The sequence below is a fragment of the Halobacteriovorax sp. JY17 genome, from assembly GCF_002753895.1.
Lineage (GTDB): Bacteria > Bdellovibrionota > Bacteriovoracia > Bacteriovoracales > Bacteriovoracaceae > Halobacteriovorax.
In genome coordinates this window covers 896,747-917,927 of sequence record NZ_NJER01000001.1, presented here as the reverse complement: position 1 = coordinate 917,927, position 21,181 = coordinate 896,747, and the positions used below count along the sequence as shown (strand labels likewise).

At 36.5% G+C, this 21,181-nt stretch carries 22 protein-coding genes; 11 read left to right on the top strand and 11 right to left on the bottom strand.

Annotated elements, in window-relative coordinates:
• The first annotated feature begins 72 nt into the window (after nt 1-72).
• Complete coding sequence (locus tag CES88_RS04125) at nt 73-3,279, top strand: efflux RND transporter permease subunit (RefSeq protein WP_290731341.1); 3,207 nt, start codon at nt 73-75, stop codon at nt 3,277-3,279.
• 71 nt (nt 3,280-3,350) lie between these two features.
• Here the strand turns inward: CES88_RS04125 and CES88_RS04120 are convergent, their stop codons facing one another.
• On the bottom strand, nt 3,351-3,698 hold the full coding sequence (locus CES88_RS04120) for a hypothetical protein (protein WP_290731338.1): 348 nt from the start codon (nt 3,696-3,698) through the stop codon (nt 3,351-3,353).
• 259 nt (nt 3,699-3,957) lie between these two features.
• Between CES88_RS04120 and CES88_RS04115 the strand changes: the two genes are divergently transcribed.
• A complete protein-coding gene (locus tag CES88_RS04115; RefSeq protein WP_290731335.1) occupies nt 3,958-4,671 on the top strand; it encodes a transporter substrate-binding domain-containing protein in 714 nt (237 codons plus the stop codon).
• 37 nt (nt 4,672-4,708) lie between these two features.
• Here the strand turns inward: CES88_RS04115 and phnE are convergent, their stop codons facing one another.
• The 3 genes from phnE to CES88_RS04100 are packed head-to-tail and all read right to left on the bottom strand — an operon-like array spanning nt 4,709 to nt 7,486.
• Nucleotides 4,709-5,785, bottom strand: coding sequence for a phosphonate ABC transporter, permease protein PhnE (phnE, locus tag CES88_RS04110; protein WP_290731333.1), 1,077 nt, complete (start codon nt 5,783-5,785; stop codon nt 4,709-4,711).
• A gap of 12 nt (nt 5,786-5,797) precedes the next feature.
• The gene (gene phnC, locus CES88_RS04105) at nt 5,798-6,556 is read right to left on the bottom strand and encodes a phosphonate ABC transporter ATP-binding protein (RefSeq protein ID WP_290731331.1); all 759 of its coding nucleotides are present in this window, start codon (nt 6,554-6,556) and stop codon (nt 5,798-5,800) included.
• Nucleotides 6,557-6,574: 18 nt separating this feature from the next.
• A complete protein-coding gene (locus CES88_RS04100) occupies nt 6,575-7,486 on the bottom strand; it encodes a phosphate/phosphite/phosphonate ABC transporter substrate-binding protein (protein WP_290731329.1) in 912 nt (303 codons plus the stop codon).
• A gap of 296 nt (nt 7,487-7,782) precedes the next feature.
• On the opposite strand from CES88_RS04100, the gene CES88_RS04095 reads away from it, so the two are divergent.
• From CES88_RS04095 to CES88_RS04080, 4 genes are all read left to right on the top strand, one after another.
• Entirely contained in the window at nt 7,783-9,390 is a 1,608-nt protein-coding gene (locus tag CES88_RS04095; RefSeq protein ID WP_290731326.1) for a C25 family cysteine peptidase, read from the top strand.
• Nucleotides 9,391-9,458: 68 nt separating this feature from the next.
• Nucleotides 9,459-9,671 (top strand): hypothetical protein, encoded by a 213-nt coding sequence (locus CES88_RS04090; RefSeq protein ID WP_290731323.1) that lies wholly within the window; start codon nt 9,459-9,461, stop codon nt 9,669-9,671.
• A gap of 415 nt (nt 9,672-10,086) precedes the next feature.
• Entirely contained in the window at nt 10,087-10,233 is a 147-nt protein-coding gene (locus tag CES88_RS04085) for a hypothetical protein (RefSeq protein WP_290731320.1), read from the top strand.
• A gap of 51 nt (nt 10,234-10,284) precedes the next feature.
• On the top strand, nt 10,285-10,686 hold the full coding sequence (locus tag CES88_RS04080) for a hypothetical protein (RefSeq protein ID WP_290731317.1): 402 nt from the start codon (nt 10,285-10,287) through the stop codon (nt 10,684-10,686).
• Between the two features lies 1 nt (nt 10,687).
• Here the strand turns inward: CES88_RS04080 and CES88_RS04075 are convergent, their stop codons facing one another.
• A complete protein-coding gene (locus CES88_RS04075; protein WP_290731314.1) occupies nt 10,688-12,304 on the bottom strand; it encodes a hypothetical protein in 1,617 nt (538 codons plus the stop codon).
• 21 nt (nt 12,305-12,325) lie between these two features.
• Between CES88_RS04075 and CES88_RS04070 the strand changes: the two genes are divergently transcribed.
• Nucleotides 12,326-12,547, top strand: coding sequence for a hypothetical protein (locus CES88_RS04070; RefSeq protein WP_290731311.1), 222 nt, complete (start codon nt 12,326-12,328; stop codon nt 12,545-12,547).
• Here the strand turns inward: CES88_RS04070 and CES88_RS04065 are convergent.
• On the bottom strand, nt 12,519-13,622 hold the full coding sequence (locus CES88_RS04065; RefSeq protein WP_290731308.1) for a phosphatase domain-containing protein: 1,104 nt from the start codon (nt 13,620-13,622) through the stop codon (nt 12,519-12,521). The genes CES88_RS04070 and CES88_RS04065 overlap by 29 nt on opposite strands.
• A 63-nt stretch (nt 13,623-13,685) precedes the next feature.
• Here CES88_RS04065 and CES88_RS04060 point away from each other — a divergent pair, with 63 nt between their 5' ends.
• Nucleotides 13,686-14,414, top strand: coding sequence for an MgtC/SapB family protein (locus CES88_RS04060; protein WP_290731306.1), 729 nt, complete (start codon nt 13,686-13,688; stop codon nt 14,412-14,414).
• On the opposite strand, the gene CES88_RS04055 is transcribed toward CES88_RS04060, so the two are convergent.
• Genes CES88_RS04055 through CES88_RS04045 form a run of 3 tightly spaced genes read right to left on the bottom strand, consistent with a single transcriptional unit; the run spans nt 14,411 to nt 16,165 of the window.
• On the bottom strand, nt 14,411-15,586 hold the full coding sequence (locus CES88_RS04055) for an Hsp20/alpha crystallin family protein (protein WP_290731304.1): 1,176 nt from the start codon (nt 15,584-15,586) through the stop codon (nt 14,411-14,413). The two genes, CES88_RS04060 and CES88_RS04055, sit on opposite strands and share 4 nt — an antisense overlap.
• Nucleotides 15,583-15,882, bottom strand: a complete 300-nt coding sequence (locus tag CES88_RS04050) for a hypothetical protein (RefSeq protein ID WP_290731302.1) — start codon at nt 15,880-15,882, stop codon at nt 15,583-15,585. Before CES88_RS04050 ends, CES88_RS04055 begins: the two co-directional genes overlap by 4 nt.
• On the bottom strand, nt 15,860-16,165 hold the full coding sequence (locus CES88_RS04045) for a hypothetical protein (RefSeq protein WP_290731300.1): 306 nt from the start codon (nt 16,163-16,165) through the stop codon (nt 15,860-15,862). Before CES88_RS04045 ends, CES88_RS04050 begins: the two co-directional genes overlap by 23 nt.
• A gap of 251 nt (nt 16,166-16,416) precedes the next feature.
• Between CES88_RS04045 and CES88_RS04040 the strand changes: the two genes are divergently transcribed.
• Nucleotides 16,417-17,358, top strand: a complete 942-nt coding sequence (locus CES88_RS04040; protein ID WP_290731297.1) for a hypothetical protein — start codon at nt 16,417-16,419, stop codon at nt 17,356-17,358.
• Nucleotides 17,359-17,365: 7 nt separating this feature from the next.
• Entirely contained in the window at nt 17,366-18,247 is an 882-nt protein-coding gene (locus CES88_RS04035; RefSeq protein WP_290731296.1) for a hypothetical protein, read from the top strand.
• Here CES88_RS04035 and CES88_RS04030 read toward each other — a convergent pair.
• Nucleotides 18,244-18,915 (bottom strand): hypothetical protein, encoded by a 672-nt coding sequence (locus CES88_RS04030; RefSeq protein WP_290731293.1) that lies wholly within the window; start codon nt 18,913-18,915, stop codon nt 18,244-18,246. The two genes, CES88_RS04035 and CES88_RS04030, sit on opposite strands and share 4 nt — an antisense overlap.
• A 105-nt stretch (nt 18,916-19,020) precedes the next feature.
• Here CES88_RS04030 and CES88_RS04025 point away from each other — a divergent pair, with 105 nt between their 5' ends.
• Nucleotides 19,021-20,307 carry a hypothetical protein gene (locus CES88_RS04025; protein WP_290731290.1) on the top strand — a complete coding sequence of 429 codons (1,287 nt, stop codon included), beginning with the start codon at nt 19,021-19,023 and terminating at the stop codon, nt 20,305-20,307.
• Here CES88_RS04025 and CES88_RS04020 read toward each other — a convergent pair.
• A complete protein-coding gene (locus CES88_RS04020) occupies nt 20,304-21,176 on the bottom strand; it encodes a hypothetical protein (protein WP_290731288.1) in 873 nt (290 codons plus the stop codon). The two genes, CES88_RS04025 and CES88_RS04020, sit on opposite strands and share 4 nt — an antisense overlap.
• Between the last annotated feature and the right edge of the window lie 5 nt (nt 21,177-21,181).

The following is a 21,181-nucleotide window of genomic DNA, read 5'->3' as shown; positions in this document are numbered from 1 at the left end:
GAAAAAAATTTAACTTCCTTGTCTTTCAATACTCTTAATTGATAGTTTCAGCTATTCATTTAGGGAGTTTATGTGAAGAGAATTGTCGAGTATTTCGTTGATAATAGTTTTATTGTTAACACTCTTAGTTTGGGAATGATTGTCATTGGACTCATTTCCTTATCTTCTATGCAAAGGGATCTTATTCCCCAGTGGAAAGACAAGAGAATTAGCATCACCGCAGCTCTTCCGGGAGCAACTCCTTATCAAGTGGAGCAATACTTAACAAGTCCTATAGAAGACGCTGTAAAGTCTCTTTCTGGGGTTGATAAGCTTGTTTCAACTTCTAGTCCAAGCTCAATGAGTATTAACCTAAGGCTGAAGGATTCAATCGAAGAGGATGAAATTGACGATCTCTATGAGAAAGTGAATTCAATTGTGATTAACTTAGAGAGAGATTTGCCAACTGAAACAGAAAATCTCTCAGTTGTTAATCATAAGGTTTCCTCTTTCTGGTTTACAACACTCTCTGTTCTAAATTTTAACGAATCAAGTAATATTCACCAAAAATGGTTGAGTGATACGCAGAAGTCTCTCGCTAAAATTAGGGGAGTTGTTGAAGTCTCTAATTGGACATCTAAGCCTCAAATTTATATTAAATTTGATCAAAAGAAGCTCTCTCGCTATCAAGTTCAAATTAATGATTTAATGGCAAACGTAGTGAGACGATTTGCTTTCTTACCTCTAGGGACAATAACAAAGAATGGTAACGAAGTTAGTGTTGAGATTAGTAATGATGTAGATGGAATAAGAGATATTGAAGATACGATTGTTAACGCCAATGCTAGTGGGAAGATTCTAAGAGTTAAGGATATCGCAACCGTTGAATATAAAATTGCAGAAAAAGAGACAATTAGTTTCACTAACGGTAAGTCTGCAGCAGTATTAGTTCTCTTTAAAGACGTTGATTCAGATATTATTACAATGAAGCAAGACTTAGAGAAAATGCTGATTAAATTGAATAAAGATTCCCCAAAGGAGTTAGAAGTTCTTTTAACGGGGGATGGTCCTTCATTTATTGAAAAGCAATTAAGAGTCTTAAACTCTAATGGAATTCTTGGGGGAATTCTTGTTGTTTTCATTCTCTTTATTTTCTTTGGCCTAAAGTCTTCACTAATGACTAGTTTTGGACTTCCTCTTTCATATCTCGCAACATTTACAGTATTAAAACTTCTAGGAATTAATATTGATTTGATCTCTGTGGTAGGGATGCTTTTAATTGTAGGAATTCTAGTTGATGACGCTATCATTGTTTCAGAACTCTATATGCAAAAACTTGAAGGAGGAGCAACACCAAGACAAGCGGCCATTGATTCATCTCTTGAGACGATGCTGCCAATCTTTGGAACAGTTCTAACTACAGTTATTGCTTTTGCTCCAATTCTTTTCACTAAGTCAGGGCTCTCCGATATTCTAATGGCCATTCCTTGGGTTGTTATAGCTGCTCTTACAATGAGTTTACTGGAGTGTTTTTTCATTCTTCCAAATCATTTGGCCCACTTTGTGAAAACTCCTATTAAAGAAAAGAAGTTCTCACTGTTTAATAAGATCTCAAGGCTCTACGGAGTAGCCCTTAGTGGTGCTCTGAAGTGGCGCTATATCGTTCTTGTTGTTCTAGTGGGATCTCTTATTGGAACCTTCCTTGTTACTAAGGAAAAAGTTCCTTTTAAATTCAATTTAAGAATTGGAAGTGAGAGAATTAAATTAGATGTTGTTCTAAAAAAGTCTAACTCATTAAAGCATACAGAAGAAATTTTAAAACCACTTCACGAATTCTTGGAGACAATTGATAAGAGTAAATACGCCTACGTCTCAACTAATATTGGTCGCAACTGGTATAACGGAGTTGAGCAGAGAGGCTACCGCTACGCAGGAATTGATCTTAGATTCTCTGAAGCGGATGAGAATGCCGTAGAAAATAGAGAAGAGATAATGAAGCTTCTTGAGAAGAACCTTGAAACTTTTAAAACAGATGAATTTGAAGTTCTAAGTCTTAAGAAAGCAAAAGATGGATACGACGATAAGAAAGAGAATACATTTAAACTTTCTACCTATATGGAAGGGAAGGTTAGAGATGAAGCCGTTATTGCAGAAGTAAAGAAGACTTTCAGTACAATAAAAGGCATTAAAGATGTCTATATTGATCCTGATTTAATCTCTACTACATGGATTTTTGAGCCTAATAAATCCGCCCTCTATGGATATGGTATTACTCCAATAGACCTAAGTTCTAAGGTTCAGGGGTTTATTAGGAAAACTCATATTAAAGAGTATCGTCATAACGGAGAAGTTGTAAATATCTACGGCTATATTCAAGATGGCAAGAGTCTCACTTTTGAGCAATTAAGTGAACTCTCAGTTAATATTGGTAATGGACAAATTGTTAAATTAAGAGACTTAGGACTTTGGAAGAAAGTTAAGTCTTTAAAGAAAATTCAGCACGAAGGAGCGAAGAGAGCTCTTAATTTTGATTTGACCTACGATGAGAAGGTCTTAAAGAAAGAAAAAATTAGTGAAATTGTTAAAGATAAATTTCCTGAAATTAAGAAGAGACTTGCGGGGATTAGTTTTGCTCTAGAAGATGCTGACCTTCAAGAATCTAAAAACTCTAAGGCCATGATGACGATGATGATCACTTGTGTTTTCTTAATTCTCTTTGTTCTCGCACTTATTTTAAAGTCATTCGTACAACCACTCATTATTGGTATGGCGATACCATTTGGTCTTATTGGAGTTGTTTGGGCATTTTACTTTCATTCACTTCCGATTGATATTATGGGAATGGTTGGAATTATGGGAATGGCCGGAGTTGTTGTTAATGATTCTCTGATTATGGTCACAACGATAAACAATAAGAAGAAATTGTGGTTTCTAACTCGAGACGATATTCACTCAGGAGCCGTTAGCCGTTTTAGGGCCATTATTCTCACTTCAATTACTACTCTTGGTGGAGTGTTTCCGATGGCCTATGGTTTAGGTGGAGACAGCGGATTTACAAAGTCGCTAGCGCTCTCTATGGGGTGGGGACTTCTCTTTGCAACAGGACTTACATTATTTGCACTACCTGCACTTCTTGAAATTCAAAGGGACTCTTGGAGAGTTCTTGCAAAGATTAAGTTCTTAAAAAATTACTTTGCTGAAGATAACTTTGAAGAAGTGCTTCTTAAGAATTCTTCTGCAGAAGTCATTCCTTCTTATCAAGTGGAAGAAAAATCTCTTAGTGAAAATTCACTTCAATAAAAGAGACCCAGTTTTCACTGGGTCTCTTTATTTAGGCAATTTACTTCAAGGGCATTGAAGAGGGGTTAGTATTAATTTGAATCACTGTCTTGAGGAGCTCTTTCGTCTTCCTTTGGTGCCTTGAAAGTTTGACCGCCTTTTACTTGAAAGACATACTCAATTTCTTCTGGGTAGTAGATTTCACCGTCTTTCATTTCGATAAAATCTTTCTTGATTACATCTTCTGCTTTAACAACACGTCTAGCAGAGTTTTCTAAATCACCAGCTCTTAGTATTTTTCCACGGAAAGTTTGAAATCCTGCAGCTTCTGTTGCTGGATTAACCTTCTTTACGGAGATTTTCTCAATTCTTGCATGAGAGATCTCTGTTGCAGCAAAGATAACTACCGTTGTGAATATTAAGGCTTTTAAAATTTCCATAGCGAACTCCTTAGGTTCCCAATCTTTGGGATTTCCTTGCGAACTTCCTTTTTCGCTATTTCTGATCAATTCCTTTGATCTGTTTAATTTATATATTACAAGTGTCATGCCAATTTAGAGACTGTGGGTGATCATCTAACTATCTGTTTTTATATACTCATCTTGGTATCATTATGAACTGGTGCCATTGGGACACTGCGCAATGGGTGGTAATGGCCCCTCTCTGTATTTTATTTAGTATTTAGACTATCCTAAGAAAATGAAGATATTTCTCTACTATGCGATTTCAATGGTGATGTCTTTTAACGGACTCGCCTCTCAGTTTAATTGTGGTATGGCCCTTGGCTATGCTCCTTTCCAGTATGTGGAAAAAGGTGAAAAACAAGGAATTGATGCGGAGATTGTCGCTGCTTTTAATGAAGTAGGTCCTCATAAAATTAATCTGATTGCGGATAAGTGGGATAATTTAGTTTCAGAGCTCTATCATATTAAAGGGATCGACTGCTTAGTTGGAATGGAGAAGTCGGCGAGTAGAGATAAGATTTTCAAATTTTCAACAAATATTTATAAGAGATCATCTTCCCTCGTTCTCTTAGAGAGTAACTTAAATAATACTTTGGAGTCTCTTGCTGGCAAAGTTGTTTGCGGAGATAAGGATTCAACTCTAGAATATGAACTAGTGAATCTTTCAAAAATTCCAATTCGTCTCATGTATATGGAAACTAAAGAGAAGTGTATGAAGGCCCTGGAGAGCGGAGTTGTTGAAGCGGCCATTATGCCTAAGAGAGTCGCAGCTCATCTTTCAAAGAAATTTAAATTAAAAACCAAAGTCATTCTTGAGGCAAAGAAACCTATAGATGTGGCAATTGCCTTTAAGAAGAAAGATCCAGTGCATTTGAAGGAGTTTAACGATCAATTAAGAAAGTTAATCCAGTCGACGAAATTTAAAGATATTTTTAAGAGTTATAATTAAAAAAAAGGCCCCGAATTCTCGGAGCCTTTTTTTTTTATTATTTAATAGCTTCTCTAATTTTAGAAGAGAGGTAATCCATTATCCAAACGATTGCTGCGATAATGATTACTAGAAGTCCTACTTCATTCCACTTGGCGAGACCTTGGTATTGCATAAGCATTGTACCAATACCACCACCACCAACTAGACCAATTACAGTCGCCATTCTAACGTTGATATCCCAACGGTAGATTGTAAACGAAAGATATGGAAGAACGATCTGTGGAACAACTCCAAACCAAATAACTTGGATTGGGTGAGCACCAGTTGCTGTCATTGCTTCAATTGGACCATTTGAAATATTCTCAATTTGTTCTGAGTATAGCTTTGAAAGCGATGATACAGAGTGAAGCCAAAGGGCCAACATACCAGCGAAAGGTCCAATACCAACCCAAACAGAGAAGATAATCGCCCAAACAAGTGGCTCGATTGATCTTGAAACGTTTAGAAAGAATCTTACTAAGCTGTAGATAACCATTGTAAGCTTAGAACCATTCATTAAGTTTCTTGCTGCAAAGAATGCTATGACAAATGCCATTGGAAGAGCAAGTATTGTCGCAATGAATGCCATGTAGATAGTTTCAATGGCCGCAAATAAAGCACCTTCAATAATAGCAAAATTTGGATTAAATAAAGCCGTGAAGATTCTTCTTGCTCCGTGAAGTCCACTTGAAGAAAGAAACTCTGTTATACTAACTTGAGAGATAAATATCCCTGAAATAAAAGTAATCACTAAGAGAACATAACCAAGTATTGTGTAAGGCTCGGAGAGAACTGTTCTCTCTGGTCTACTTTCATAAAGTCCTGAAACAGCTCTACCAATTGATACTCTTGTGAAGAAGAGACCTAGTGCTACTACTGCACCAATTCCTACTGCTAGAAGAGGTTGGCTCCATGTGAAAGTAGCATATCTTGCACCAATGAAAATTTTCTCATAGATAATCTTCCATGAAGCTAGAACCATGTATGACCAAAGAAAGAGATCAATGGCATAGGCCCTTGTTACTTTCTTTGCTTTCTTAAGGCCTGCGCCTTTATTTTCGCCTGGAATTGCATCTTGTATTAACGTTGTCATTTCTTACCCCTACTAATCAATTGTCACTTCTACAGCTTCTTCGCCGTAGATTGTTTTAAACCAATTCTCATCAATATCTAAAGGCTGACCTTCATATATTAACTTTCCACCTTTAAGTGCAATTACTCTTGAAGCATATTGTCTTACAAGTGATAAGAAGTGGAGGTTACAAATTACTGTTACACCTAGTTCTTCATTTACCTTTTTAAGGTATTGCATAACAGAGTGTGAAGTTGCAGGGTCAAGCGAAGCTACTGGCTCATCAGCAAGTAGAACTTTTGGGTTTTGCATCAATGCTCTAGCGATAGCAACACGTTGTTGTTGTCCACCAGAGAGGTTGTCGGCCCTTTGATTTTCTTTACCTTCTAAACCTACGATTTTGATAAAACGCTTAGCTTTTTCTCTATCTTCTTCTGAGAAGAAACCAAAAAGAGAATTAAATATTCCTGTTCTAGATAGAGACCCGGAAAGGACATTTGTCATAACAGTCTTTCTTGGAATTAAGTTGAAATGTTGAAAAATCATTCCAACATTTGATCTAAGAGTTCTTAGAGGTTGTCCCTTTATATGAGTGACATTATTACCTTCAAAAGAAATAGAACCATGGCTAGGCTCATGAAGTCTATTAATACATCTAAGGAGAGTTGATTTTCCTGAACCCGAAAGTCCAATCACAACAAGGAACTCACCTGGAGTTACGTCGAACGATACGCCTTTTAAAGCGTGAGTTCCATTTGGGTATTTCTTGTGTAAATCTTTAACATTAAGCATTTTATTGTCTTCCGTTAATTATTTAAGTTTAGATTCAATATCAATTCCAACAGACTTAATCATTGATCTAAGTCCATCGTAATCCGCATCAGTAGTATCAACTATACCTTCAACACTATAAATGTTTTTGAAGATTTTCTTTCCTGCATCTGTTGCAATAAATTTCTTAACAGCTGCTATAAAGTTCTTTGTAATTGTTGGATCAAGATCCTTTCTAAAAACAAATGGGTCATTTGGAATTTTTTCAGTGATAGTTACGATTTTTACTTTCTCTTCAACGTCTGGAAACTGAGTTCTAACTCTGTCTCTTGCATCTCTAATCTTTCCATCTTCAGAAGGAGCAGAGTAGTAAGTTGCACCAGCATCAACCTGCTTTTGGTAGACCATTGTGATTACGTTATCGTGCTTAATCCCAAAAGTTGTATTTGAAAGCTCGATATCATTGTCTTTAATAATTTTTAGAGGAAACATATATCCAGAAGTTGATGACGGGTCAGTAAAAGCAAACTTCTTACCTTGAAGATCTTTAACTGAGTTAATTCCACTATCAACGTGAGCAACAATTTGCCCTTGGTAGTAGTCGTGTCCGTAACGGAGAACTCTAAGTTTTGCAGTTGCTCCGTACTTTTGGTTTGCTAGGATGTAACCAAAAGAGTTCATCACACCGATGTCAGCTCTGCTTGATCCAAAAGCTTCTACAACAGCAATGTAATTTGTTGGGATACCTGTTTTGAAAACAAGACCAGTTTCTTTTTCTAGGAATTGAATAAATTCCTGAGAATTTGAGGCAATAGTGTCAGCGTCAACTGATGGAGTAAAGTAGAGCTTTACAGGGTTATTGGCAGAACCAAGTTTTTCTTCTTTCACGCAACCAATAAAAAGGGTCGCAAAGAGGGCAAGAAGAAGAGTTGCTTTCTTCATCGTAAACATGTGTTGTCTCCTAGATTGATAAATATAAAACAATTCAATAAGTTATAAATTTTTTCGTTAGGCCTATTTATCATGGAAAGTTTGATAATGTCAGTTAGGTTTTCCTAAAAAAGCTTAGAAATTTAAGAAACTGTAATATTTTCTGTAAATTTAACCTAATAAGACGCTGTGCGTTCAGAGACTTGTGAAAAACTTTGGAAGTTTCTTCCCTTTTTGTGTTTTCTTATCGTTTTACTTACTCGAAATTTCCACTGTTCCGTTACGGAGAATATAGAAATATTTTCAAGGAACTATCGATGTATAAATCAGCTTTGATTCTTTTGGCCATTTTTATGACGGGAGTGAGCTCTGCTAGTTCTGAGATTCAAAAGACAATTCTAGACGATAAGAAAGAAATTCAACTCTCGTGGAAACTTACAGCTTCCAACTTAAGTATAGTTGATTCGAATCTTGAAACTCCTTTCTTATTTAAAGATATAAGCTTAGAGAATTGGCAGCAGTCAAAAACTGTTGGAGCAGCATCTCTTCCTTTTAAGTCCTTTCTCTTTGAAGGAGACCCTCAGGACTTTGAAGTTACTCTAGATGCCAAAGACGTTTCGTTCATAGATGAGCTTGTACCGGCTCCTGCTCAAAAGAAACCGTGTCGCTGTGATATCGTTCCTTGGAAGTTTTCTGCAGATTACAAAGATGAGTATTACAATAGAGAAAACCTTCTCCACATTAAGAAAGAGTTGATTGGTGTTTTTAAAGGAAAGAAAATTACCAAGGTAAGTGTCTATCCTATCGCCTATAACCACACTAAAGGCGCGCGCTTTGTAAGTGAGGGCACAGTTCATATAAAATCTAAAAAGAGTACTCCTCACTTTTTTAAGATGAAGGCGAATGATAAGAATTATAATATCTTTGCCCATAGCCGTTTTGAAAGTACTTTATCTCCTTTAATTAAACTTAGAAAAGAGCAAGGCTTTAATGTCAATTTCTTTGCACTAGAAAACATTGGACACGACTCAATTGGGATAAAGGAATTTATTCATTCTCTATATGAGAAAGAAGCTTTTTCCTACGCTCTTATCATAGGTCATGAAGAAGAATTTCCAACAGAGTATGTAAGAACTCAATTTGATATGAGTACTCCATCAGATATGTTGTATTACACAATGGATGGTGAGGGAGATGTTATTCCTGATGTTCTCTATGGAAGACTATCAGTTGAAACTACCCAAGAACTCGAAAGAGTAATCGAGAAAACAATTGAATTTGAAAATAGAAGTTGGGAGAATTCTACAGGGGCCAGTGAGATGATTGCTATCGCTTCCGATGAAGGAAGTGCTCCCGATGATGTTGAATATGTCCGTGATATGCAAAGCCCGCTGACTGAGAAATTTAATTGGAAGAGTAATGAATTCTTTCAGGCCAATGAAAGTGGTAATGCTGATAATATCGTGGCGCAATTTAATCAAGGAAGTATTTGGCTAAATTACATCGGTCATGGAACAGGTTTTGAATGGCCTTCTGTCTATGGACGAGAATTTAACACGCGAGATATTGCGAGTATTTCTTCTGGAAAAGTAAAACCAGTAGTTATTGATGTAGCCTGCCAGAATGGTCGCTTTAGTAATGAAGGACGAATGGGGGAAACTTTCATTCGTGGTGGAGAGGCGAACTCTGGAGCTGTTGCTTATTACGGCGGGAGTGTGGATATAAGTTGGGACCCTCCTGCTATTATGGCCATTGGGATAAATAGGGCGGTAAGTGAGAATAATCAGAGGCGCCTAGTTGACGTTGTTTTTGAAGGGCAGAGCTATCTACTTGAAAATCTTGATGATAGAGAGGCCGCACTGGAAAATTTTGTGTGGTATCACCTTCAGGGCGATCCGCTACTTAATCTCTCTAATCTAAAGTAAGTACCTAATATCAAAGATATTTAATAATCACTCTCAATTCATTAAGGTTTGGGGGTGTATAATTAAGTATGGCCTTAAATGTGAAGATTCTATTCCCATTAGATCATCCTCCCGTGAGTTTTCCTGACGACGAACCTCTTGAGCTTTCAGCATCTGCTAGTGATCTGAATACAGCGAAGGAGAACCTTCAAAAAGACCATCTTCTAGAAAAAGAGGAGGATCATCTCTATAAAGATGATCTCTCTAAGAATTCAAAGAAGAAATTGAATATTCTCACCTAGGGGGAGATATATGAAATGGTTACTTTTAAAGGGAGTTCTAGTTCTTAGTTTTAGTCTTAATTGCCTGGCAATAAATTGGGTGGATATTCGTGGATGTTATTAAACAATTTCCTATAACGACACTTACCTTGAAAATCGTCAGGATAATTACTCTGTAATAAATTTAAATGAGAACCCACTCTTTTTTATCTCTGCAGAAGAGGAAGAGTTCTTAGTTCATTCGGCGGTTTTATATAAAGGACTAAAGAGCTATCACTATCAAGATATTTACGTTGATGATGGAACGACGACAAGAGTAGACGAGTACCTCCGAAATAATTTTAGAGGCTATGTTCGTTACCGTTTTTCTCCAGATAAGATATTGAAGTTAACCAATCAATTTAGTGTTCGGCACATTGAGGGGAATACCTACGAAGTGATAGCTTTTAAGAATATCGACTTTCAGGGAAAGACCTTCTTAGAGTCGGGGAGATTTGTCTTAGAAAAAATTGATTGTTATGATGATATAGCTACTGAAGAAATATTCTCTAGAGGGATTGAGTTACCTTTTGAGTTGGATTAGGAAGAAACTTTGAAAATAACTACACTTTACCTGCTCCTTTTGTGGACGCACTTGTCTTTTTCGCAAGAATTTGAAGTTAAGGAAAATTCAGGTCTAAATAAGTTAGAAAGAATCACTTCCATCGAGACCTATATGGTGAAAATGGATAGTACTGTAAAAGCATTGCAGGCCGAGCTTAAGAAGTCGGAAGATCCAAAGAAGCTTTTAAAGCTCATAGATGAGTTAACAAAGAGTCAGGAGCAGCTCAAAAAAGAAGTTGAAGGTTTAAGGACGACTGAGCTCGCACAACTTAAGAAAGATATTGAATTTGTAGATCAAGAAAAAGTTGAGAAGCTCATTGATAAATTCGTCAAATACCAAGAAGACACTGATAAGAGAATTAAGCTTCTAGAAGAGTCCCTTAAAGAAATTAACGGTCAACTAAAGAGAGTGGATTCTCCTTTTAAAAATTAATTTAGGAAAGAGGATAAATAACATCTACTAAATCTAACCTAGGGGCCATTAGGAGAGTGATACTTCTATGAAGGAGTAGATTAGGTATCTTACTTTCTAGGGATAGAACTTTCTTTAGGGCCGGATGTTTAATATTACTTTCGCTCACTCTCGTCGTCTTATGGAGAATTCTCTCCAGTCTAGAAATATAGAGCCAAGCATGATCTTGCAGAACAGGCGGAAGCCCAGGGAGAATAACTTGAAATCTATCTAGTAGGGTTGCGCGTACTTTCTTATGTTTTTCTTTCATGAATTGAAAAACGAGGAAGTAGAATTCACTTATCACTTCCCACTTGGTTCCCTCTAGGGCATCGTGGGCCATCTGGATATGATGATAGGCAAGAGTGAAGTCCTTATGATCAAAGGCCACTTGGGCCATCATATAGTCTCTTAAACCAGTTTTAAAATTTACAGGTAAATTCTTTAGCTTCTTTGTCTTAAGCTGAATCGAAGGATTGTTCCAAATATCTAAATGTTCTTCGTAATTTCCTACAAAAATTTTAGGGGCTTCCCCTGCAATAGATAGGGCCTTCCCCTTACTTGGATTTAAAGTGAGAATTTGTACTGAAGAAGGAGTGAGAGTGTCTAAGTTCCAGCGATCATCTGTGAGCGTGGCCTCTTTTAGTGGAGTGGCCATGGAAATAAGGACATCTAAGTCTTTTAGTTCCTTCTTCTTTAGAAGGTTTTTAATTTTCTCTCTTCCTGAGCACGCTCTCATTTCATTATGAGGAGCAATTGCGTAAGGGTGATAGTCGGAAGTTTCTAAAGACTCACTTAAAATATCATTATTGAAGTAAGTGATCTCACCCTTTGAAATCTCTCCTGTCTTATATTCAAGTTTGTCACCCATGAGATCAGCACTAAGCCAACGTCCATCAGGAAAAGTCATATTAAAGCACCAAGTGGTAATACCTTCAGCCTTCTTTAATATTTTGATCGCGTCCTCAAGATTCTTTGTATTAAAAATTAATTCATTTCCAATATCAAAAACAGAGCGGCCACTAATATTTAGAATATCGGTAAACTTCTGGTGCAGAGCAAGTGTCACTCCGTACTCATTCATAGAGCTAATGCTTGGAAATGGAAAGCCAGTACTCGAAAACGAGTAAACCTTTGGAAGGTCTGGAAAGTCATAGAGAATAGTTCTCTCATACTTATCAAAACTACTCACGAGAGGAAAATCTAAAATTCTTCCATGAGTGGGACTATCTTCTTTATCATCCCAGAAGAAAAAGGTGGAGCAGCCGAGTAGATTTCCACTAAGAGAAGGGAGCCACTTGCTTAGGCACGAGCTTAATTCAGGAAGCAGGAGAGTGAAGACCAGCTCTTTTGGGGAAATTCCAAGTCCCTGCGAATAGTTCTCTAACCATAATTTATACTCTGAATTCTTCTCTTGTTGATGATCAAAGAAGTTTGCCGCAATTTCTTGAAGAATCTTGTCAACTTTAGGGATACCTAGGGAGAGTACAGTTTGCATATGCTTTAAAAGAAAAGTATGCCCATCGCGGTCTTTAAGACCTAGCTGGTAAAAGCTTTCTTCAGCACTTCCGATAAGTTTAACAAGCTTAATTGGTTCCATCAGTGACCTAAGGAGGATTAAATGGATATTTTAACTGTTTTTAACGATCCAAGCAATCAATCGGTACAAATTGTTTTTCTAGCACTAGCAGTTTTTAGATTGTACTTAGAGGTTGTTGGCTTCAAATTTGAAAATCTTCCAATCACTGCAAAGATGGGAAATGGGAAAGGCTTTCATAGAACTGGTCTCTATTTCAGTATTGGCTACATTGTCTTTACAGCACCGGGGTTTCTGTTAGCTTAACTGGTGTAGGAATTCCATCGTAGAGCTCAATAGCATCTCTATCTAATTTTAAAACAGGGTTAATGGAAATTTCTTTTTCATTGGCCTTCTTTCTAATATAAATTTTCACTTTGCAATTTTCTTCACGGGCAGAAATCATAGAGCCTAATTGATAGAACTTACTTAATACTTGAGAGTTTTGCTTTTTGTTGAATTGAAAGGCCGGATCTTTTTTTAGAGACTGCCACAATTTCCAAGGTTCAATTTCTTTTTGTAATACTTTAAATAGAGTTAAATAAATTATTGGGTCTGACTCAAAATTATCACCCATGAGAACGAGCTCGTCGGGAATTCCTGTCATCATTAAAATATCAAGTAAGTGATTTAATTTATAAAGTCCTTGGATCTTTAAATCCTTTGGGGTGAGCTCACCTTCTAAAAGAGAAAAAATTCGGCGGTAATCTTTTAGAAAAATTCCGGCAGTGAAAACCTTATTCTGATAGAGCCAATCTCTCATTGAATCTTCATAGAAGTGTGGAGACGCCGATAGAATAAATGGGTGAAAGCCCTCGTCTATGTACTTTGTAAAAAGCTCTAGACTATGTGAGACTGTTGGAAATGCTGAAAGAGGTTTCGTGAGGGAGTTGTAGACTTCTTTGGTACTTGAGTACTTAGTATCCACTAGTGTCTTATCGAAGTCACATATAATGAGCTTCTTTGTACCTTCTATAACTATTGGAATAAAACTTCCAAGATGAATATGAAGGCCCTTAGTCTTCTTTATTTCATAGGCCTGAAAGACTTTTATATTCTTTCTCTCGCCGTAGAGAGGGATTTTAAAGTTGAAGTTTCCAAAGTGATCAGAGTCATAAGTCTTTTTAAAAACTTGTTCTTTATTTTCATCAAGTCCAATAAGACGGATACTAAATTGAGATGATCTTAAGAGACGAAAGTCTTGTATGGGAAACTTGGGGGTAATGGCCGAGAGGTCTACTACTGCAGGCCCATGCCATTCTTTCATCGTGCAAGATGCCTTCACTGAAATATAATCATCAGTTTTGATAGCTAAAAAATGTACAAGGTTTGGTCTTTTCATAATAGATCTTCTCAGTAATAATAATCTCTTGCTACATTCTAAAAGAAAGGTTTAAAGATGCAAATGCCAAACGACATATATATTGAACTAATTGGACCCGTTAATTTCTATCTCGGAATGGGAATACAAATCTTAACGGCGCTTTTACTAGGTGGGCTTGTAGGTCTTGACCGTGAGCGTAAGATGAAGTCGGCAGGTATAAAAACAAATATTCTTATTTGTCTTGGAGCCTGCTTATATACTGCTATTTCGTTGATCTTGGTGACGGAGAGCGCTGGCGGGGGAATGGATATTTCAAGAATTCCCGCTCAGATTGTTAGTGGGATTGGTTTTCTAGGTGCAGGGGCCATTATTCAAAGTAGAGGACACGTTATTGGTCTTACTACTGCTGCAACGATTTGGGTTGTTGCTGCTATTGGTCTAACTATTGGCTCAGGCTACCCTTTTGTGGCAATTCTCTTTACGCTGACAATTTTAATTATTCTTAAACTTTTAAATCCTTTTTATAATTTAATTATGCTCGAAAAAGACAATAAGCCTTATCATGTAGAAATTCTCTCTCACGGTCGTGTTAAGCAACAAGTGAAGCAGATGATTCTTCATGAAGTAAATGACATTAATCAATTAAGTGAAGAAGTTGTAAACGTAGAAACTGATGAGAGAATTCTCAATGCCTTTATTTCTATTCATCCATCTAGAATGAAATATTTAAGTAAAGAACTTAAGGCCATTTTAAAAGTTGAAAAAGTAAATTTCTACATTACTGATTACGATGCGGGTTCTGACGATTAGAGCTTGGCGATATTGAAAGTAAGAACACCTTCGTTATAGCTTTGAGTGATTTCTCTTGAATTGAGAAGATCTTCTGTAGAGATCTTCTTAGTGAAGACTTCGCTTCTATTTGATTGATTCTTTGAACCATCTTCTGAAACAACTGAATCGCTAAATTTTCTAGTTAGGGAAAGTGATAAATCTCTTCCCTGAGCAGTTAGGCGAACGTTCTCTTTTTCGTACTCTGGAACGTGCAGAGATATTTGATAAGACTTCTCTAAGTTTGCCACCTGAGGCTCAAGTGAAGTTATTTTGTAGAACTCGTCATCGTTCTTATTTTCGATATTTGCTTTTGACTTCATTTGTCCGTTTATTAATGTATTTAACTGTTGTCCAAACTTTTCCTTAATTCTATCTAAGACACTTTGATGCTCTTTAGTAATAGCAGCATACTTTTGTTTGAAACTCTTATCTTCTTGAATCAATAAGTCTTTGTGTTGTTCATCTTTAGATTTTATTTCGCTATTATGAATGACTTCTAGATCTTTACGCTGCGATAATTGTTTGAAGTTCTGCTCTTGGAGCATTTTCTCATGCTCCATCATTGATTCGGCAGTCTTTCTCTCATAACTCTTAGTGGCAGTTTTTTGCTGAACTTGGTGAACTTTTTCTTGGTCCGCTAGTTTTCTAGCATTTTCAATATTCTTTTCATCAGACCTTAACTTACTGGTAAAGGTAGAGTGAAGAATTCTTTCATCAGCTTCATTTTCAAGATTTCTTAGAGTGTCATGCGTTTTTGAATCAATTTCCTCTGCAAGAATAGAAGCATCATCGAAAGTTGTTCTATATTTATTGTCATAAACAGAGTTAAGGTCTTCTATTTTTTCTTGATGGCTTGCTGAGAGTATTTCTTTTTCTTGATCAAGTTTCTTTTTAGAATCATCAAAGCTTGTTTTGATATTGCTAAGTCTTTCCTGTTTTTGGACAAGTTGCTCTGCAATTTCGGTTTGATTTCTATCTCTTATATCTAAAAGCTCCGCCTCGCCATTATAGCGCTCGTCCGCTTTCTTTTCCTCATACATATGATCAATTTTTTCAATTTCTCTTTGGCGTGAAGATACAAGTTTTCTTTGAGAATCATTGAGCTTCTCTAGTTGGCTTTTAGAAAATTGTAATTCACTATCTAACTTCATTTCTGTGCTAAAACTCCAGAGTTTTCTTCAGGCCCAGGACATAGGTCTTTTTGATTACCAGTATGTCCTACGCACATCCATGACCTTAAGAGGTCAACTTTTAAAGAAGTGCTTCCTCCATGATAACTCAAATAGCTAACTGGGTCTAACGTGGAAGTTACCAAGTAGCCACTTTGATCAGTTGGCATTCTTAATTTCGATTTTACATAGTATTGAAACACTCTATACTCAGCATTTGCAGTTGCTGGAATAAGAAGAGATATAAATAGTATCTTAATGAAGAGTAGGGTTTTCATCTAATATTCTTCCTTCTACTAAAGTTAAAAATGCTGAGATGAATAGGTTTCTCTCGTTATCATTCATCGAAAAAATTACAGTTTTCTGTCGCTCAAGAGATCTATGCTCTGAAACTCTTTTTAGAATTTTTTGAGCTTTCTTCTTTTCTGCTTCAGTAAGTTTCTTAGCTTGATCTTTGTGGGTTGTAATCCATGAGTTCTCAATAATTGGGTAGTGTCCATGAGTTGCCATTTCAATTAAAGAGTTCATTGATGGGGACTTTCTTTGGGTTAAATTGTTCAAGCTTTTCTCCTGTTTAACAATCACCTCTAAATCTTATAGAAATACTGCCTCCACATTTAGCGGGTAAGTTTTTCTACAAGACTTAAAACATCAGATATCAGTAGTTTAGGGGAAAAATAATTTTTAAAATGTCTTATTTACTCAGTTTTCACACATATAGTTGAAAGGCCCTAGTGTTTGTGTGTAAAATAGTAGTGAAATTAAAATGAGCTCAAGAAGTGCTCATTATATATAGCTCAAGGAAGATGGAAATGATCAAGTATTTAGTAGCTCTACTATCACTTACAATGACTTTAAATTCATATGCGCTTGTGGATTACTCTGATACAGAGTCTTCTTCGGGAACAACTACGCGTAAGGCGGCTCCATCAAGAGCGGCAGCTCCTATTATTCAAAGAAGTGCGCCAACTAAGTCGACTGGAAGTGGCTCATCTATTTTTGGTGGAGACTTTGAATTACAGGCCTTATACGAACATCAATCTCTTGCTGCGACTGAGGCTTCTGGAAGTTTTCAAAAACTAAGTTTAGCGGGACACTTTCAAACTCAGTACAACCTTTATATGGACTTTGCTTATTGGGCAGCAACTTCTGAATTACGAAATAGTGCAGGAGTCGATGAGTCTTTAGAAAATGAAAAGGGAAGATTTAAGTTTATACTAGGGTTTAATTGGTTACGCTTTGGTAAAGCACAGGAAATGGCCACGGTAGATATTTACGGTGGAGGATATTTTAAAGGAAGTGGCGGTGTTGCAAGTACTAGAACGGATAAGGTTGTAGGTATTGAAACTTCAAAGAGATTTTACAACTTTGCTCTCGCACTTGGATACGAATATCATTTAACAGGAACTCCAACGGCCGAAGCAGAGTCTTCTATAGGTAATATTGGAATATTAAAAACATCTCTCGGTTGGATGGTTTCAAATGATATTAGCTTCACTCTTGAAGGTGGAATGGTTTCAATTGCTAAAGATGAAAATACAGATAGAGCAAATAGAATTGAAGAAGAGACTAAGTTCTCATATGTTAAACCTTCAGTGATCCTTGGCCTCTCTCCAAGCGTAGGGCTAGAGATGGGTGGAGTTTTTAGAACAAGACGTGCTCACAACACTGACTCGCTTGTTAGTGCAAGACTATGGAATATTCCAGGGGCCTACGGGAATTCGCTATTTGCTGGATTAAAACTCTCTATCTAAGGAATATATGAGCTTTAAAAAAGATTTCTATTTTTGCAATGAGTGCAAGAAATCAGTAGATAATTTAGAGGACCTACTCTTTGTAGAGGGAGGTTCTTCAAGATCTTTTTGTAGTGAGAAGTGTATTGAGAAATACTTCGCACCTATTACTTCATTCTTTGAAGGTGTCGAGAAGAAGCTTAGAAAGAAGTATGCGGTAGAAACAGAAGAGTGTTTAGAGTTTCTATCAGATGTAACAATAATGGAAAAGTCTATGACTTCTCCCGATGAAATCTGGACTCATGAAAATGGTATCAAAGAAGAAGTTTATTCATTTATAAAAAAAGTTTCTATAAAAGATGAAAGACCCTTCTATGTCATAATTCTCTGTACTATCTTTGATACTTATCCAGGTTATGTTCTACTTTCAACTATAACAGAGAGTAAATTCCTTATGGAAGAATTTCGCATTGGCACTGAAGTAGATCTTTCGGAACACTTTAGCGAAAATGAAAATGTTGAAGGAATCGATATTACTAGTGATGATGTTGAGTCTATTGAACAGAAGAAATCTGAAATTTTAGCTAATCATGTCTCTCTTCATTCGCCGGCCGATATTCCTGTCGAAAATTACGAACTCTATGATGAATACGTAGAATCAACTATGGATTCCCCCGATGAAATCTTTAAACGTGAAGACAAGTCAGGAGATACTATTTACACTTATATAAAGGCATTTGATAAGGAAGGGGTTTCTTTCTACTACTTTGTTCTTTGTATGAGAATTGATTCTGCGTCAGAAGATATTCAAGAATTAATAATTCCTATCCTAAACTTTCCAACTGTAGATGGAGAACTCTATAAGAGCTACCATCATGGAGAGAAAGTTTCAGGTGCTCTTAAGAATTAAAATACTTTGTAAACGTACTGTCCAACACTCTTAAATGCATTACAGTAAGATGAGTCTTTATACTGATCAAGAAACTGTGAGCAGTAGATATACGCATCAGGTGAGAGTACGTATTGATAGAAAGGTGAAGGGTAGAAGTAGGCCTTGTCTTTCATTACCATTGCCCCAGTAATTGAAAAATTCGTATATCCAGACCTATTTGTATAAAGAGTTACCTTATAAATTTTCTTTGAATCAGAAATCATAAGACATCTAGGTTCTCCAATATAAACAGAAGAACTTCCACTATTGTGGGTAGGTATAATACAAACTTGAGAATCTGTAATAGGAGTCTTTACTTGAATCCAAACATCTTTCTTATTTGTACTTTGGCAAACTGTATACTCACCTAAGTGAGTGTGTGACTCAGCAAATCCGCTGACGCCATCAGAAGACCAAGTACAGTGTTGGATCTCAGCAGGTATTGTCGACTCAGTGGTTTCTTCTGAACTATCGTCACTACTACTATCTGATCCACCTGTGGTGGTTGTTCCTGTGGAAGTAGGGTTCTGTATGAATCCATTTGATTGGTTGTAGGAGTTGGAGGAGTAGGCAGTTCTCCTATCTCTTGGAGCATCACAAGAAGCAATTAATAGAGATATAAGTAGTATTAGCGAACTCTTTTTCATATAAATTTCCTAAGATAAAAATAACCTCACTTATCTTATCGAATATTATACAAGAAATTTTAGCATTTTTCTTCAGTTTGGTCATAAGTTGCCGAAAAGTCGTTTATGAAGGCAATAATTCTCTTCTTTCTTATTTTAATAGCTACTGTTAGTGGAGTAGTTCTTAGTGCGCTTGCACCATATCACTTCTATAACCTGGCCCTACATTCGGGTATTAGCTCTAGATTTTATCAAATAGAGAAGACTTCAAATATTCTACATAAAGGTGGATATTATAATATTGATAGGATGAAATCGATTTCATCAGAAGCGAAGGGCTTATGGGAAGTTTTTCATTTTTCTGAATTTGAAATACCACTGCCTGTCAGGCACCCAATGTTTGTGATGCTCCCTCTCGTTGAAAATAGAAAAGATAGACCGATTCTAGGGGCCATGTTTAAAACAAGGAGTGGTCAAGAAGTCTCTAGCTTTAAAGTTTTAGAATCTTTTAAATTTGATCGACGCGTAGAACATCATAAAATTTTTGAGCTTCCCTTCTTTAAGAACTACCTCTTAAATGTTGAAGATAAAGCTCTTTGGAAAGATCTTTTTACAAAAGACTTAAACCTTCCTAAAGGAGACTTTCTTGACTCTAGTTACTGGGAAAGTTTGTGGAGAATATCTTATCAAGAGCTAGTTTATAATCTCTATATTCTTCAACTTAGATCAGAGTTTCTTCCTAAAGATGCTGTCAGTCTTTCCTATTACACAAATAAGAGTTTTGGGATTGTTGAATTAGCAGACAAGGATAAGTTAGAGCTTGGCCTTGAAAGCCTGTTTAGAAATGAGCTGATTTATGTCTATAGAGATGGCTTTATCCATAAGCTTCTACTTAGATCTAGATTTGAGCATCTCATTTCAGACTCTATTAGAAAGCGTATTATGAATGCCTTAGAATATAAGACAAGTGATGAAGCCTCTGCCATTGATATTTACGCACGCTATAAGGCATTAGACTACTATAAGAGAATCTCTCAAGAGGGAATGATCTACTTATATGCGGGTTGGAGCCATGTGACTGATAAGAAGGAATTTCTAAAAGAAATGATTCAATTTCTAGAAAGAGGTAATAATTCTTACGACTATCTTGCTCCTTTATATAAGTATTCTTTTAAGCGGTTTGGAACTAATTTTTCGATTTTAAAAGACAATCTAAAAGAGAGTCCAGCTGAGAGACTTAAGAGATTGGCCATAGAAGAAGAGAAGAAACAAGACGAGAAAATAAAAAATTCAAAGTCCTCTGATATAGAAGGAGAGTTTGAAAGTGAAGATCAAAAAGTTGAATACTATTTAAGAAAAGCAAAGGAATCTGGAGCTACTGAAGAAGATAAGGATATTCTCTTTAAAGATTAGAATTTATAAGATATTCCTGCAAAAATATTAACTCCCGAAAGCCCATCTATTCCAACTTCAAGTCCTCCCGGGGTTTCAATTTCTTCAAGTTCAGTAACTTTTATTTTTCTAAGAGAAATTCCGCCGAATGCTCCAAGCTTTGAATAGGGAAGGATTCTTGCAACGCCACCAATGCTATAACCGTAGAGAACACCATTAGTTTTTTGCTCGCCTCCACCTTGAATGACTTGAAAGTCTCCTGAGAATAGAAGCCCGCCAAAAGCGGAGATGGACATATATCTAAAGTTAAATAATGAGTAGTAGAGATTGGCCTCAATGGCCAGAGATTTAGCTTCGAGATCATCTGCGGATGCTGAAAAATAGGTTAATCCAAAACCCCATGAAGTATCTTTTAAAGGGTTTCTATGTTCCATCTGTAAGGAGATCACACTGAAGGTGCTGCTTTCTTCTCCAAATTCACCAGAGTATTCTTCCCAGCCTGCTCCTGCTCCAGCTTGTCCTATGGAGGCACTGAAGAAGTTATTCTCTGACAATTTATCTTGATCAGTTTGAAAGGTGAGTTCTACATCATGTTCAGTAATTTTAGGGGTGCTTATTCCAAGTTGGTCAGGTCCATTTTGAAGAGCTAGGTCCTTTATTTGAACGTAAGCAACTCTACCTGCGACAATAACAGGGAGAATGGTCCCATCTTTCTTTTCAACTTCTCCAACTTTAATTTTCTTTCCATAAGAGACGTAGCCAATAGGAGTAGAAAGGGTTTGATCAGAGAAGATAACTGCTTTTGGAACACTGACAATAGCAATTTGCGCCGCTAGTATTTGAGAGCTTAAAAAGTATAGAAGTGCCAGGAGAGTTAGTTTTATTTTCATTACTA

Excerpts from the sequence above, each read along its gene's own strand:
- CES88_RS04040 (WP_290731297.1), top strand. The coding sequence starts at position 16,417 with ATGATCAAGTATTTAGTAGCTCTACTATCACTTACAATGACTTTAAAT.
- CES88_RS04065 (WP_290731308.1), bottom strand. The coding sequence starts at position 13,622 with ATGAAAAGACCAAACCTTGTACATTTTTTAGCTATCAAAACTGATGAT.
- CES88_RS04050 (WP_290731302.1), bottom strand. The coding sequence starts at position 15,882 with ATGAAAACCCTACTCTTCATTAAGATACTATTTATATCTCTTCTTATT.
- CES88_RS04030 (WP_290731293.1), bottom strand. The coding sequence starts at position 18,915 with ATGAAAAAGAGTTCGCTAATACTACTTATATCTCTATTAATTGCTTCT.
- CES88_RS04060 (WP_290731306.1), top strand. The coding sequence starts at position 13,686 with ATGCCAAACGACATATATATTGAACTAATTGGACCCGTTAATTTCTAT.
- CES88_RS04020 (WP_290731288.1), bottom strand. The coding sequence starts at position 21,176 with ATGAAAATAAAACTAACTCTCCTGGCACTTCTATACTTTTTAAGCTCT.
- CES88_RS04090 (WP_290731323.1), top strand. The coding sequence starts at position 9,459 with ATGGCCTTAAATGTGAAGATTCTATTCCCATTAGATCATCCTCCCGTG.
- CES88_RS04120 (WP_290731338.1), bottom strand. The coding sequence starts at position 3,698 with ATGGAAATTTTAAAAGCCTTAATATTCACAACGGTAGTTATCTTTGCT.
- CES88_RS04025 (WP_290731290.1), top strand. The coding sequence starts at position 19,021 with ATGAAGGCAATAATTCTCTTCTTTCTTATTTTAATAGCTACTGTTAGT.
- CES88_RS04075 (WP_290731314.1), bottom strand. The coding sequence starts at position 12,304 with ATGGAACCAATTAAGCTTGTTAAACTTATCGGAAGTGCTGAAGAAAGC.
- CES88_RS04095 (WP_290731326.1), top strand. The coding sequence starts at position 7,783 with ATGTATAAATCAGCTTTGATTCTTTTGGCCATTTTTATGACGGGAGTG.
- CES88_RS04070 (WP_290731311.1), top strand. The coding sequence starts at position 12,326 with ATGGATATTTTAACTGTTTTTAACGATCCAAGCAATCAATCGGTACAA.
- CES88_RS04035 (WP_290731296.1), top strand. The coding sequence starts at position 17,366 with ATGAGCTTTAAAAAAGATTTCTATTTTTGCAATGAGTGCAAGAAATCA.
- CES88_RS04115 (WP_290731335.1), top strand. The coding sequence starts at position 3,958 with ATGAAGATATTTCTCTACTATGCGATTTCAATGGTGATGTCTTTTAAC.
- phnE (WP_290731333.1), bottom strand. The coding sequence starts at position 5,785 with ATGACAACGTTAATACAAGATGCAATTCCAGGCGAAAATAAAGGCGCA.
- CES88_RS04055 (WP_290731304.1), bottom strand. The coding sequence starts at position 15,586 with ATGAAGTTAGATAGTGAATTACAATTTTCTAAAAGCCAACTAGAGAAG.
- CES88_RS04100 (WP_290731329.1), bottom strand. The coding sequence starts at position 7,486 with ATGTTTACGATGAAGAAAGCAACTCTTCTTCTTGCCCTCTTTGCGACC.
- phnC (WP_290731331.1), bottom strand. The coding sequence starts at position 6,556 with ATGCTTAATGTTAAAGATTTACACAAGAAATACCCAAATGGAACTCAC.